Here is a 14,439-nt window from a genome sequence, read left to right as displayed (position 1 = left end):
GGCATGTCGAACTACTTGATCACGGTTGGTGGCACCGGCCAGCACTTCGCGTTGGCAGTGACGCGACTTGTCCGGATGGGTGCCATGCCCCAGGATCTGAAGCTGATCGCGCTCGACTCGGACGACGACGGACCGCTGTCGAAGTTGCTCGCCCAACCGACGCGCTCGCTCGCGGGTACGGCTCACCCGCTCGGTGACGGCGTCGTCAAGCCGCCGTTCAACCTCGTCGGCCAGGGCGAAGGGTCCTTTGCGGACATGTTCGTCGACGGGCAACACAAGGACGAGAGCGATCTGTTCGACAGCCTGTTCACCGCCGAGGAAGGCGCCATCTCCATCCACACCGGCATGCACGCGACGCCCTGTGTCGGTGCGACGGTGTTCGCCGAGGGCGCCAATGGGCCGGCGCTGGCCGGGTTCCTCGAGCCGCTCGCGACGGCGAACCGAGTGTTCGTGTGCGGGTCTGTAGCTGGCGGCACCGGCGCCGGCATGCTCGACAAGCTGATCCAGAGCATTCGCCGCTACTACACCCGAGACGAGCTGTATGGCATCTTCTTTCTGCCGTGGTTCGAGCTACCGCAGCAGGGCACTGCGAAGGGCGTCTCACCCGCCATCCTCGAGCGCAACTCCAATCATGGGCTGAAGTACTTCTACGAGCGCACGGTCCCCGTGATCTCGGCGTCCCTGCTGCTGGGCTATCCGGGGACCCAGCGCACCAAGGTGCTGCAACCGGTGAAGGTCCAGGACGGCAACATGGGAGAGTACGCGAGTTACCTCCAACTCGCCGCGGCGCACGCGCTGGTGACGCTGCCACAGGCGCTCACCGCCAACAACAAGATCAAGGTCTACGGACTCGTCCACGACGACAACCGCGAGGGTTGGTTGCTCGACGACGTGTGGGCCGGCACCAAAGAGGGTCCGACCTTGCGGCGCCGGATCCGAGCGCTCCGAGTCCAGCAGAACCTGCTCCGGTTCTTCACTGACGAGGGCAATCGTCCCGACGTTCTCGCGCCCTACGACGGTTCGATATTAGGATCGCCCGCACGCTTCCAGGAGCTGCACGACAGCATCGTGGCCAGTTGTCCCGAGAAGCCGCGCCGGCTCGGGTTCATGAAGGAAATCCTGACCCGCTTCGAGGAACTGGTCGATGAGGCCAGGCTGTGCATCGAGTGGATGCGTGACATCTTCGGTCCCGACGGCCTGGGGACCGATCCTGTGCTGGACAAGCTCGAGTCCACGCCCTTGAAGCGATCGCCGACACACTGGAGAGAACTGCAGTCGATGTGGACCGGCGAGAAGCTGCCCGCCGAGACCACGCGGACCGGGGGCGGGGTCGCCGATCACTACGCGCGTGTCCTCCACGACAAGGTCCTGAGCCGGAGGGACCCATGAGCCCCGTCGAGCTGCTGCCACGGCCGCTCGGGACCGATCGCGTGTCGGGCCTCTTCCCGATCAATGATGGCATCGGCATTCCTGGTGACTGGGGACCTGTTGAGTACGTCCCGGCGGCGCTGCCGACTCCGTTCGCGCGGGCCGAGGCCCTGCGCCTTGTGCTAGCACGCGACCTGTCGCGGACCGTCGAGCCGCCGACCGGCCACGCCGAGATGATGGCGCGGTTCGATACACTCCTGATCGGGATTGCGAGTGGCGCGCTGACGATCGAGAATGGTGATCTCCGGGACGATCGTCGGTTCGACAACTTCGGCCGTGCGTTGGTTTCCGTCGATCCCGAGGCTCGCTTCTTCGGCATCCTGCGCTGGCGGGAATCCGCGACCACCTCACGTCACTTCGGCATCACCCATCACGCCGCGCTCTTCGCGCCGCACGCTCGCCGGACAAAGTCCGAGTGGGACAGCCTGGCCAAAGCGATCGGGGCGCGGCGCGGTCCAGCCCTGACCTTGCTCGCGGAATGGCGCGCCGCGCTGGCGCGGACCAAGCGGTGGGAGCCGGGGTTGGCTGGGTGCGAGTGGCAACACGGCGTCGATCGGCTCTTGGCCGCCGAGAACATCCTGGCGCCGGTGTCTGAGCTCGCGCACCTCCGCGACGACTGCCAGTTCGTCGGGCCGTGCTGGCTCGGCGTGCCGACCGGCCGCCCCGAGGAGCCGGTGCGGCGGGAGGCGATCTACCTGCCGCGCCACGAGCCCGGGTTCGCCGCCAACTTTGCCCGCCTGTGTGCGCTGCCACCGCACGACGACAACACGCGCGGGCAGATCACGTTCCAGGCCCCGGATGGCCGGCCAGCCGGCTGGATCGCGATGCCGCCGGGCGGTACGGAGAACAATCTGGTGATGCTGGCACTGGGAGCGGGTGGCGTCTCGTTCGGCGCGGCCCCGGAGGTGCAGCCGCACGCCGACGACTGGATCATCGGAAAACCGGACCGCCCTGGGCTGCGCGACTTGCTTCGCCCCTTGATCGCGGCGCTTCAGGCCCGCAATCCAGGCCGCGTCGTCGATGTCAGTCACGTCACCGCCTGTCCGCCGCTGTACCCCGACCCGATCCGTATCCTGGTCGGGCTCAATCGCTGGCCCGCGCCGGGCCAAGCCCGGCCGACGCGCCGCCTACGCGCCGTTCTCACGCTGGCCGGACGGCCGCTGCCTGACAGCGCCGCCATCGTCGCAGCCGGCGGACAGGTCGTCGAGCTGGGTGAGGCCAAGGCCCGCGTCGCGCTGTACCTGGTGGACGCCCTGCCTGGGTTGCCGCCGGTCAATGATCTACGCGCGCTCGGCTACGCGCTGTGGCAGGTATTCGTCGGCGAGGTTCGCCTCGCCGGGGACCGGCTCATGCTGGCAGATCCCGTGGTGGGGCGAGCCCCGCCGCTTGGAAGCGACGCCGAGTCGCCGCTCGAACCGAGTTCCTGGGTCTACGATTTCGTCGCGGGGCAACCACCGGTCGAGATCGGCCGTCGCCTCGCCACCCTGCAACGCTTCGTCAAGGCGTCCGGCGATCCGGTGGCCGGCCACCCGGTGCTCGCCGCTGCCGCCTCCTCATTTGCGCGCTGGGCAAGCACCGTCGGCGAGGTTGCCGCGCTCGGTCGCGACGCGCGGGTTCGCTTGCCCTGGCGGTTACCGACCGGCGACGAACTCGCACTACCTGTCGATCCGGTCGAGCAATGAGCTCGTGGAGGGGCTGATGTCCGCCGAAGTCTCCTGTGGCTGTGGTTTCACGCTCGGGCGTCTGGACGCTGTCCATGCTGTCACGCCGAGCATCGGGAGCGCCAACGACAAGGTCGAGCTGATCTGTCCGCTGTGCGGCCTTGAACTCGATGTCGTGCTCCAGAAGCAGGGTGTGCTGGCGCGCGCGACCGGTCCACAGGTCGAATATCTTCGCTGGGGCAAGGCCGGGGTGGGTGGAGGGCGGTCGGTCACGATCGGACGGTTTCGCCTTGAGTTCCCTAACCTCGGCGTCATCGAGCCGCACCAGATCTGCTACCCGCGAGTCCCTGCGTTCCAGCGCGAGGATGGCGCGCCCGTGGTGCCGGTCCTGCCCGTCCTGCATCGCTACCTGGACTGTGTCGACGTGGGTCAGCTCGATCGGCTCCGCGACCAGGGTCAACTCGGCCACATCGAGGGCGACGAGTACGTCGCCCGCCTGCCGTTGCTCGGCGGTGCCGGCGAGCCGGCCGAGGTACGACTGCCGCTCTTCTCGTATGCCGGAAAGACCGGCGCGGAGAGCGTCATCCGCGACGTGAACCTGCGCGTCTGGCCCAACCTGCCAACCACGACCTGGCGCCACTATCTGGTCGGTTTGTCGGCGACCGGCCCCGGGGCGACGCCGATGCTCGGACCCGACCGGCGCCTACGCATGTTCGTGCGCGGCGCGAGCACCGGCTTCACCGAGTTGACGAGCGTGCAGCGCGCGGGCGAGGCGCTGGTCGGACGGCTCAAGGAGCGGCCGACCTGGGTCGCGATCGAGGTGGCTGATGCCGGCAAGCTCGACGCCACCGTGGCGCGGGCCGGTGGGCTCTTCGAGGTACCGGCGGTCGAGGACAAAGCCCTGGGAAACAACCTCAACGTCGGATTGGATTTCGGTACGTCGAACACCTGCGTCGCATTCCAGATCCAGGGCTCCAAGGAGATCGAGCTGGTGCGCCCCGTCGCCGAGACGGACTGGAGCCTGTACATCGTGCGCGCCGGGATCGAGCCAGCAGTCCACCGCGGGCCCGACCTGTGGCCGGGCCGCACCGGGTTCGGCCCCAGCGAGGATCTCTATCCGTCGGAGATTTTGTTCCGCCGCACCCGCGGCGATCAAAGCCAGTCGCTGGGCGACATCGCGAACTGGACCTACGGCGTCGATTTCGGCATCCCGATCGCCGGCATCGATCCCGCCTTCGCCGAGACCGATCACATCATCAGCGAGTTCAAGTGGAGCGCGATGCTGGAGGGCTCCGTCTTCCACAAGCCGGTCGCTTTGCTCCAAGCACAGTACATCGCAGCGACCCTCATGAACGCCGTGGTGCGCTTCGGGATCCGCCAGGGCGCGATGCCGGCCGAGGTGTACGTGCGCTACTCGTACCCAATGGCGTTCGGGCCCGGCGACCACACCGTCCTCGAGAAGGCGGTAGAACACCTGTCCGAGGCCCTCCCTGGTGCCACCGGCATGCGCTGGAGCATCCTGCCCGGCGCCAGCGAGTCCGAAGCGGCGGCGCAGAGCAACGACGATCGTAAGGCGGTCGAAGTGTTCCTCGACATGGGCGGCGGCAGCACCGACATCGCGATTCGCACCAAGGAACCTGAATCGAACGACGCCTGGAACAACGTCTACGTCACCAGCGTTCGCTATGCCGGCGCGGCGCTTCTGGCCGCCTACGCCGGTACCCGGCAGAGTACGTGTCTCGCCGCAGGCGCCAGCGTGGACCAACTGCGTCGCAAGGTCCGCGAATCGACCTCGGCCAGCAACGTCGTCAAGGACTCGCGGCTGTTCAATCCCAATCGCGAGCGCGCGCGCGTCAATCGCACCGACCACTTCTATGGCTACGTCGTCGAACTGGCGGCGCGCATGCTGGCGGCCGGCGTGATCGAGGGCCGCTTCGCGCGAACCGCGGTCGTCGGCGTCGATGACCAGGACAACGAAATCTCGATTGCCATCCACCTGCTCGGCAATGGATGGCGCTTCAAGACCACGACGACCACCGCCGACTTCAAGGCGGCGTTGTGCGCCGCCCTCGAGTCGCGCACCGAGGCACTGATCAACGGCTACCTGACGGGCGATCACTCGTATGCCAAGGATCGCCTCGCGGTGCTCCGGACCAAGACACTGATCTTCACGCCGGGGCGGTCGGCCACGAATGTGCCCCACGACAAGGCCGCGGTCGCGGTAGGGGTGATCGGGCCCAAGAGTCGAGTCGGTGACAAAGGCCAATTGTCGTCCGGAATCGTGGGCTGGACGACGAACGTGCGGACCGCCGGCAACAAGCGCTCCATTCCATGGTTTGTTCGCTATGATAACAACGACAGCGCGAACAAGCGCAATCGACCGGCGCTGGGAGGAGCCGAGGGGGCGGCAGCGGCGAAGGGGAAGCTGGGTGCCGTTCCTGGGCAGGCAGTCGACGGTCCCGCGACCTGGTACGCAGAGTTCGACGCGAGCCCGTCGTTTGACTGGCGCGACGGTCCGCCTGCGTTGCCACGCGACCTCACCCCGGTGAAAGAGCTGGATCCCGACCTGGTCGACAGCCTCGGGAAGCTCCGGATCGGCTGCGCCGACTTGAAGCCGACCTGGTTCAAGAAGGGCGCGTTCGAGGTGCTGCTCGAGGAGCTGTTCCGCGATGCGCTTCGCGAGAAGATCGAGGGATGATCATGGGCAAATCGCCTACTTGTCAGTGCAAGACGCCAGTCCCGGCGGGTTCGCTGTTCTGTTGGAGCCACGGCGGCCGCCATGCAGTTGCCGTGTTTCACGCGGAGCAAGGTCACATCCATTGGCACACCGAAGGCTGCATCGGCCGTGCTGAACGGCTGCTAGCGGTGACTCTTGGGGGCATCCAGATGATCGTCACTGCAGCCGAGGCGGTGCCGCCGGGACGGCCCAATGTGCTCCGTCTCCAGTTGCGCGATGCCGCCCGCCCGACCGCGAAGGTCGAGCAGGTCGAGGTGCCGTTGGTGACGCTGTTCGACGCGATCCAGGGAGATGACGAGCACCTCGCCGTCGTGAGGTCAGCACCCGCGTCATGAGCACGATCTTTGGGGTCGACCTCGGGACCACGTACACCAAGTGCGCGCGGGTCCGTCCGCTCGACGGTGAGGTGGAGATCTACGCTGTCGATCACGCGCCCGGCCGCCCCGATGACCACCTGCACACCCTGCGCTCGGCGGTGAGCCTCACCCTCGATCGGCGCGGTGACCGCATCGCCCATGTCGGGCGGGGCGCCATGGCTGCGAGCGAGGCGTGGAGCGACGGTGCACCACCCATGCGCTACGTCGAAGAGTCCAAGCTGTGGATCGGAGAGGGTCTCGCCGACCACGATCCCGACGCGCCGCCCTGGATCTTCGACGGGCACGGTTGGGAGTACTCGGCCGAGGACATCGGCGCCCTGGTTCTGAAGAAGATGCGAAAGGTGGTCGAGGCGCGCGGCACCGTGATGGGTGAGGTCGTGATCACCCACCCACAAGCGTTCAACGATCCGCGGCGTAAGGCCACCGCGCAGGCTGCGCAGCTCGCCGAACTGGTCGTGGTCGACACCCTCACCGAGCCCAACGCCGCGGCGCTCGCGTTCCTCGGCGCCGACCCCGCGCCCGGGAAGTACATGGTCTTCGATCTCGGCGGCGGCACGCTCGACGTCACGGTCGCCGAGATCGCGGCCGATCGGTTCACGGTGCTTGGCAACGCCGGCACCAAGCGCGGTGGCCGCGACTTCGACCGCGCGATCTTCGCGTGGTTGGTCGATCGCTACCGCGAAGCCTGGCCGAACTTCGAAGACCGCTTCCTTGACGATCGGAACACCCGGCGCTGGTACCAGATCGCGGAAGACGCCAAGGTCGAGCTCAACGATCCTGCGGTGCCCGACAAGCGCATCCAGGTCGTGTGCAAGAGCCGGAAATACGACGGGATGAAGAGCACCCACTTCCTGACCCGCGCCGAGTTCCTCGATCGGACTCAGGAACTGGTCGACGACTGCCTGCGTTGCGCCGACGAGGCGCTGCGGTGGTCGGGGGTGACCTGGGAAGGGCTGACTTCGATCGTGTGCGTCGGCGGATCGAGTCGCCTGGTCCACGTTCGCGAGGCGCTCGCGGCTCGGTCGGGGCGCCCGCTGCGGACCGATCTGGATCCCGACGTGGCCGTGGTCCAAGGCGCCGCGCTCCACGCCCATCGCCTGGCGACCCGACGCGCGTCGGTCTCGTTGGTGTCGTCGGCCGGGATCCCGGTCCCGATCGAGGTGCCGACCGAGTCGTCCGCCGGCCGGGTGGGCCGGGCGGTGATCGGGAACGCGTTGCCGAACGGTCTCGGCATCAAGGCGTGGAGCGCCAGTCGGCGCGAGTGGGTCGTCGCCAACCTCTTGGCCAAGGGCACGCCGCTGCCGTGCCGAGTCTCGGTGGCCGACAAGTTCGTCACCAACCAGGACGACGTCGAGACGCTCGATGTCGAGCTGTGGGAGGGCGAGCGCCCGGAGCTGAAACGCTGCAACCGGGTCGGCACCGCGACGCTTCGCGGCATTCCGGCCGGCAAGGCCGGGCCGGTCGTGGTGACCGTCGAGGCCGACGTCAACTTGGAGCGCCGGCTGATCGTCGAGGCCTTCGGCAAACGTACCGAGGCCATCATCGAGTACGACCCGCTGATGGTGATGTCGGAGGACGAGCTGACCAGGCGGCGCGAGTTCCTGCGCCTTGTGGAGGTCGTGTGACCGACGACGAGCCGCCGCCGCGGAGGTCGGCCCGGCTCGAGGTGCTCGAACCGGAGGAAGGGGAGTCGCGCGGCGATCGGCGGCTGATCGTGCGCGACGACGACACCCGGCCGGGGTTGGAGCTACGCGGTGACGCGCCCGCCGCGGTCGAAGCGGCCCGGCCTGCGAGCGCATTCGAGAGCAAGCTGCCGTTCTTCGGCTACGAGGAAGCCGATGCCGTCAACCGCGGCAAATTGTCCACCTGGCAGGTGCTCGCGGTGCGCGATACCGCGCTGATCCTCGCCACCGGTCACGCGGTGGTCCGCGCGCAGATCGCGGCATTCCTCGACGATCTCCGCGCGCAGGTCCAGAAGGACAACCGGTTCAAGACTGCAGCCCAGAAGCTCCCCGCGTACGAAGCGTGGCGCAAGCGCATGGTCGCGCTGGCCGACGCCGAGAGCGGCGCCGAGCGCGCGCTCGACGAGATGGTGCGCGCCGAACATCGCGAGGCCGAACGCCGCGACCTGTTCGAGCTCATCACGCAGGTCGTTCGAGATCTCGAGTTGAGCCACGACGAGCACGTGCTGGTTCGACGCCGAGCCGTGGAGTACGGCTACGACGACGCCGCGCTGGACGCCGTCTACGCTGAATACCGCCGGACCATCCACGACTTCACCGGGCCGCTGCCGCCCGAGCGCGGCGAGGCCCAGCGTCACCTGAGTTGGGGCAAGGCCCGCGACTGGCGGTTCGAGGATCTCAGAAACGCCTTGATCGATGACTTCACGCTCGGCGTGCGGATCACCAACGAGTCCCCGGACCACAAAGAGTCACTGATTGCGTACCTCGAGCGCGAATTCGAGGACCGGATGGTGAGCGGCGAGCAGGCGCGCAACGCGGCCATCGCATGCGAGTGTCGGGCGCTCGCGGTCTGGCACTTCTTGTGGGCGAACGGCCACCGCGAGCTGCCGCTGATCCCGGGGCATCATCCCAGCGCCGACCGGAGCGTGGCGTCTCCGGACGACCTGATCGAGCGCGCCGGCCGCGAGTACGTGCTCGACGACCTCGCCAACGCCTTGGCTGACGGCCTCCTCGAGCACTGGCTGAGGTTCTCGGGCGTCGACGCTGCGATCGTGCGCCGCGTCGGCGAGCTCCGGAACCAGGCTCACGGGCGTACCGATCGACAACGGCCGTCGTTCCTGCGCAAGGCCGCGATTCAGGTGTTGTGGTCGCTCGGCTTCCGTGGCCTCCCACTGTGGACCGGCGCACGCGTGGTGGTGGTGACCAGCGTGACCGAGTTGGTGACCCACGCCGAGGCCTACTGGGACGCGGTAGCCTGGTGCCTTGAGCACGATGTCCTCGGGGACTGGCTCGAGACCGTCAGCCGCGCCGACGCCGTGCGTGCCCGGGCGGCGACTCGCAGCGCCGCGGGCAACCAGGCGTTAGACCTTGCGACCTGGAGCTTTCTGTGGAGTTCGGGGAGCCCGCGACTGCTCTTCAGCGCGAGTCGGCCGGTGACGCCGGGATCGCGGCGCGGCGTGGCAACCAGCCTCGATGAACTGCGCCCGATCGTCGATGGCGGAACCCAGGCCGCGGCGATCGAGAACCTCCTCCTGGGAGGCTTCCTCGAGGCCTGGCTGCGCGAGGCCCAGCGCGACGAGCGGCTGGCCGCGGCGACCGCACAGATCGTCACCGACGATCGCAAGCTCAAGGTCGAGCGCTTCGCGCAGCTCATCGGCTGCACGCGCTATCAGGTTGCTGGGTTGGTGGTCGCCTCGGTCGAGGACTTCGCGCAGCTGCCGCTGAAGGTCGCCGATCCAGTCGCGATCTGGCACCACATCCGCGAGGGCGTGCCGCAGGAGCGTTTCCGCAACTCGCCCGACGCGGTCCGGGTGCTCGAGGAGATCCGCGGCGATCGCACACTCTCCGATGCCGCCAAGGCGATGGTCGCGTGCATCCGGCTCGGGCTCCGCGTTCTGCCGCACTCGACCGGCCGCCTGCGGTCCGCCAGCGACGTCACTGATCTCCTTGATGCGCCGGGCGGGCGTGAACTCTTGCACGGACTGCTCACGTCGGGGGTACTCGAGGTGTGGGCCGAGGCGATCCACCCGGGCGCCGGCGCGCTGGTGGCGAACGAGCGAGGTGCGCCGGCGCACCTTGCCGCCGACCGGGTGTCGAGGCTGCTCGGGGCGCGCAGCATCCACCCGGTGCCGGGTCGACGTGCCCTCGCACTCTCGAGCATCACCTTCGACGATCTGGTCGATCCGCTCGCGCGAGCCCGCGTGCGCGACGCGCTCTATGGTCCGCTGGCGATCCCGGGCCTGCCTGACGATCTCGCCCGCTGTTCAGAGCAGGAACTCGACGCGTGGCCGGCGTCGGAACGTGCGCACGTGTTCGGCTGGCAGGTGTTGCGGCTGGCTACCCTCGAGGTCCAGGGCCGGCCGATCGCCTCGATCGATCAGCTCGTCGCCGCGATTGCCGAGCCGGCCGTGCGCGCGGAGGTACAGCGACTCGCCCAGTCTGGCGTGCTCGGCGTGTGGATCGAGGGCTCACAACGCCATGCGCTCTCGCCCGGCTTGCAGGGCCAGGTCCACCCTGGGCGATTCCCAGCGCTCTGCCTCGAACTGGGCGAGCCGCCGCCCACCCTTGAGTTCCACTGGTCGCGTCGCACTGCGACCGTTGGCGACGGCCAGACCGCGGACTTCGAGCTGGTGGTAGTGAATCGCGACCCGGTGCGCGTGGCGCACCTCGAGTTCGATCACCGCAGGCCGCTCGGGCTCACGGTGGCATACGTCCCACTGATGATCGTCGAGCCCGGCGAGCCGGCCCGCGCGAAGGTGACCCTGTGCCCGGCCAAGGGCAAGGCCGGCGAGATCCGCGGCGAGGTCGAGATCCGTCACGCGCACCCAGATCGGCGCCAGCCGCCGTGCGAGACCGCGCGCCTCGGCCTCTCCGTCGGATTCCCGTGGCCGCCGCTGGTGTTCGCCAGCGTGGCCTGGATGCTGTGCGGCGCGCTCTTGATGCTGATCATGCGCGCCACGTTGCAGGCCAGCGTCGGCGAGCCCGGTGGCCTCGGCCTGGCTACTGCCGCGGTCCTGGTTGCGATCGAGCGCTTCGCGGTGTGGAGGATCGCGGGCCGGTTCTGGCTGCACCCGCCCGACGAGTCACTGGTCGACATGATCAAGGTCGGCGCCATCATCATCTTCCTCATCCTCGGGATCAAGGAGTGCCACCAGGCCGCCAGCGGGGACGGCGCGCGCGCGTTGGCAGCGACGGCGATGGTAACTACCGGGTTGTACTTCCTCGTCCAGCGCGACGTGCTCGCAGCGACGATTCTTGCGATCGCAGTGCTCGCGCGTCGCAGCGTCGGCGTGTTCGTGCTCGAAGCGGCGGGTGGCATGGACCGGGTCTGCGGCCGGCTGATCGGCGTGTTCGACACCAGCGGGAGCACGACCGCGATGCTGATCGGCTGGACCATCGCCGGCGGGGTGTTGGGGCTCGCGACCGGGCTCGCGATCGGCTTCCGCGCGATCAACCGCCCTCACACGGGGGAACTGGTCCGGCTCGGCGTGCTGCTGGTCGCGCTGTTGCTCTGCCTCGGCGGTGCTCGATGAAGGTCTTCCACCTCGAGCTCCACGATCTCGCGATCGCGATCGCCGCGCTGATCATCGCGACCGGCGCCGGATCGTCGATGGCACCGACCTCGCCGGCGCCATCGCGCGAAACCGCGCCGCCGACCAATGATCCGCAAGCCGACGCGCGTCACGCGGTGACCGCAGCTCCAGCGCAGGCGCGGCTACTCTGCGAGGCGATCAAGTGCGCGCTTGTCGTCGGGCCGCGTTCGGTCCGGGCCTACCCGGAGGCCAAGGCCGCGGGTACGGCGACACTGATCCGGCCCGGTACCGTCGTCGAGCCCGGCCAGATCAAGGGGCGCTGGACCTGGGTGCGCAGCGGCTCCGACGCCGCGGGCTTTATCGAGACCAGGAGCCTGGTCCCGGGCCAGCTCGCCGTCGACTCAGTCGAGCTGTACCGCGCCTACCGCGGCTACGTCGTGGCGCGCGAACTCGCGGCTCCACGCCCGCTGAAGCTCTACGCCGCCCGCCCCCTACGTCGCGTGATTGCGAGTGTGACACAGGGGCAGCGCGTCATGCTTCTCGAGACCAAGGGTAACGAGGTCGTCGTCGCCGTCGACGACGGCCACGGCGGCCGCGTGATCGGATGGACGCTGGCAAGTGATCTTGAGAGCCCGACAGCCGATGCGAGCGCAGCGCCGGTCGATGCAGGTTCCGCCAACGCCCCCCCCGGAGACGAACCGGAGCCGGAGGACGTCGAGTCCGGTGATGCCGCGCCCCCCCTCCCCGACGAACCACCTCCATCCGCGGCGCCCGACTCCAAGCAGCTCCTCTCCAGTGGCCAGAAAGCCTTCATCGCGAAAGACTACGCGACCGCGATCGAGCAGGCGGAAAAGGTGCTCGCCGTCGAGCCCGGCAACCTCACAGCTCGCCGCTTGGCGGGTCTCGCGGCATGCGAGAACGGTGACCGTGGCGGTGGCCTGCGTCATGCGCGCAAGCTCACCGGACCTGCGCGCGAGAAGGTCGAGAAGGCCTGCGGCGCCCGGGACTGCGCTGCCAACCCAGTGGACCCGAGGTGTGCGCAATGAAGATCGGTGTACTCGCCATCGCGATGGCCGTCGGTGGTTGCCTGCCCGTCCATGTCATGACCAGCGAGCGGAAGATCCCACTGCCATCGGAGCGCACCACCCGCCCCGTCGCCGGCAGCGGCGAGGTTGACGTGACGGCGCGGATCGAAGCGACCGACCTGGTGATCACCATCGTCGAGGAACTGGAGTGCGAGATCGTCGAGGTCGAGCGAATGCGCACCTACCGCGACACCGTCCGCACTGAAGGCTACCCCAACGGCCTCCTCTACGAGGCAGGCATCATGCTCGTGGCCGGTGCGATGTCGTGGCGCTTGCAGACCGATCCCGAGGGCGCCTGCACCAAGACCAACGACGACGGCACGATGACGATGAGCGATCCCGAGACCTGCCGCACCCTGGGCCAGATACTCGGGGTCGGCGCCGGGGTTGTCGGGGTTGCGCTGGCGCTCGATCTCTACAGCCTGCGCGACTCGACCGACGACCTGGGCGTGCGCAAGAGCGAGTCGGTGGTCGGGCGCGAGGCCTGTGGCCAGGCGCCGGTATCCGATCAGGAAGTCGCGATCAAGTTGCCCACGCGCGCGAAGGCGTTGGCCGCGCACACGAACTCCGGAGGGATCGCGCGGGTGTCGCTGCGCGACGTCACCGCGGACGAACTCGATCGGCTCGACGGCGGCGTCGATGTAGTGGTCGGCGTACGGCGCACCTGGGTCGACCTCGATCTCAACGACGTGACCACGCTGCGCGACCAGCTCACCATGCGGCCCGACAGCCGCTACGCCGTGGAAATGGCCGAGCAGAGCGAGCACCAGCGGGTCGCGCGGGACGAGGCCCGCGGGTGGTTGCAGGCGGGTCAGCTGGCGGTGCTGCGCCGCGCTATGCGCACCCAGCCGCCGTACGCGGCCGCGGTACGCGGCGAACCCGATCTCATCGCACTAGTCGAGGAGTTCCTGTCGACCACCGCCGCGACGCTCCTTCTCGAGAATCCCGATGAGTCCGCGACGCTCGAGCGCTATTGCGACGCGCGATGGCTCTTGATCGAACTCGCGGGATCCGATCGTTGGACCGAGCTGCGCGCCGAGATCGCAAGCCGAGCCTCGGCGGTCTCCGACGATCACACCGAGGAGGCGTTCGCGGCGGCGCTGAATACCACAGCCTGCCCATGACCCAGCAGGATGTTCAGATCGCCCCTTGGCGCCGCCCGCCCTGGCTTGTCGGATAGCTCGGCGCCCTGAGTGCGGACCGCAATGTGACCGATCGCCGCAAGGCCGCGAACGTCACCATGAACGCGCCGCCCCTTGAGAAGATGACAGCGCCCACTGTGGTGACCCCGTCAGAATGGCCATGAAGTCGGTCGTCGAGGCCGCCAACGGGCGCATCGAGCGTACGATGCGGGCTTGTAAGCACAAGCCCCCACGGGCCATGCAAAAAGGAAGTCACAATGTCCGACTACTCAAGCTGCCCAAGTTGTGGTCACAAGCCCCACGGGCTCACCGTCTCTCACATGGACATCTTCTGCTGCGGTGAGTGCCACACGGAGTATTGCCACAAGTGCAGCGGCAGCAACGGCGGACGGCAGTGCCCGAAGTGCCGCTCGACGAAGAACAAGACCGTCGGGAAGTGCTACGTGAAGTAGAAGTCCCCTCCTAGCCACCGACCTCGACGCCTACGACCCTGCCCAACGAGTTGGCGGAGGCCAAGCGTGCGCCTCGTTGGCGCGGTCGTTGTAAGCTCGTGATGGCGCGGGTCGCCTTGGCAGCCATCGGCTGAACCGGGCGACGGATGCGGCTCTTGTCCTGATCAACTTCGATCTTCGGGGCTTGTGCGGTCCCCGCGGTCGCGGTTCATGTTCGCGCTCGACGAGGAAGCACATCCATTACTCAGGTTTCTTCAGCATCGCCGGAAATCGCCGGCCGCAAATGGACGCGGAGCCTCCATTCGGCGAGGTCACCGCAGCCGGATGGGCATCCGGTGGGGA

9 protein-coding genes are annotated in these 14,439 nt (G+C 68.2%); all 9 read left to right on the top strand.

Annotated elements, in window-relative coordinates; genetic code table 11:
* The first annotated feature begins 3 nt into the window (after positions 1-3).
* Entirely contained in the window at positions 4-1,389 is a 1,386-nt protein-coding gene (locus IPJ61_RS21610) for a tubulin-like doman-containing protein (protein WP_297112795.1), read from the top strand.
* A complete protein-coding gene (locus tag IPJ61_RS21605) occupies positions 1,386-3,110 on the top strand; it encodes a hypothetical protein (protein ID WP_297112792.1) in 1,725 nt (574 codons plus the stop codon). Before IPJ61_RS21610 ends, IPJ61_RS21605 begins: the two co-directional genes overlap by 4 nt.
* A gap of 16 nt (positions 3,111-3,126) precedes the next feature.
* Complete coding sequence (locus IPJ61_RS21600; protein ID WP_297112790.1) at positions 3,127-5,787, top strand: hypothetical protein; 2,661 nt, start codon at positions 3,127-3,129, stop codon at positions 5,785-5,787.
* Complete coding sequence (locus tag IPJ61_RS21595) at positions 5,784-6,161, top strand: hypothetical protein (protein ID WP_297112787.1); 378 nt, start codon at positions 5,784-5,786, stop codon at positions 6,159-6,161. The genes IPJ61_RS21600 and IPJ61_RS21595 overlap by 4 nt, the downstream gene beginning before the upstream one ends.
* A complete protein-coding gene (locus IPJ61_RS21590) occupies positions 6,158-7,828 on the top strand; it encodes an Hsp70 family protein (protein ID WP_297112784.1) in 1,671 nt (556 codons plus the stop codon). The genes IPJ61_RS21595 and IPJ61_RS21590 overlap by 4 nt, the downstream gene beginning before the upstream one ends.
* A complete protein-coding gene (locus tag IPJ61_RS21585; RefSeq protein ID WP_297112781.1) occupies positions 7,825-11,418 on the top strand; it encodes a hypothetical protein in 3,594 nt (1,197 codons plus the stop codon). The genes IPJ61_RS21590 and IPJ61_RS21585 overlap by 4 nt, the downstream gene beginning before the upstream one ends.
* The gene (locus IPJ61_RS21580) at positions 11,415-12,464 is read left to right on the top strand and encodes a tetratricopeptide repeat protein (RefSeq protein ID WP_297112777.1); all 1,050 of its coding nucleotides are present in this window, start codon (positions 11,415-11,417) and stop codon (positions 12,462-12,464) included. The genes IPJ61_RS21585 and IPJ61_RS21580 overlap by 4 nt, the downstream gene beginning before the upstream one ends.
* Positions 12,465-12,595: 131 nt before the next feature.
* On the top strand, positions 12,596-13,627 hold the full coding sequence (locus tag IPJ61_RS21575) for a hypothetical protein (RefSeq protein ID WP_297112774.1): 1,032 nt from the start codon (positions 12,596-12,598) through the stop codon (positions 13,625-13,627).
* A 338-nt stretch (positions 13,628-13,965) separates the two neighbouring features.
* A complete protein-coding gene (locus tag IPJ61_RS21570; RefSeq protein WP_297112771.1) occupies positions 13,966-14,097 on the top strand; it encodes a hypothetical protein in 132 nt (43 codons plus the stop codon).
* Positions 14,098-14,439: the final 342 nt, after the last annotated feature.

Source organism: Tessaracoccus sp., assembly GCF_016714275.1.
Taxonomy (GTDB): Bacteria; Actinomycetota; Actinomycetes; order Propionibacteriales; family Propionibacteriaceae; genus Arachnia.
The sequence above is the reverse complement of the archived record's forward strand: the minus strand, read 5'-3'. Positions and strand labels throughout refer to the sequence as shown.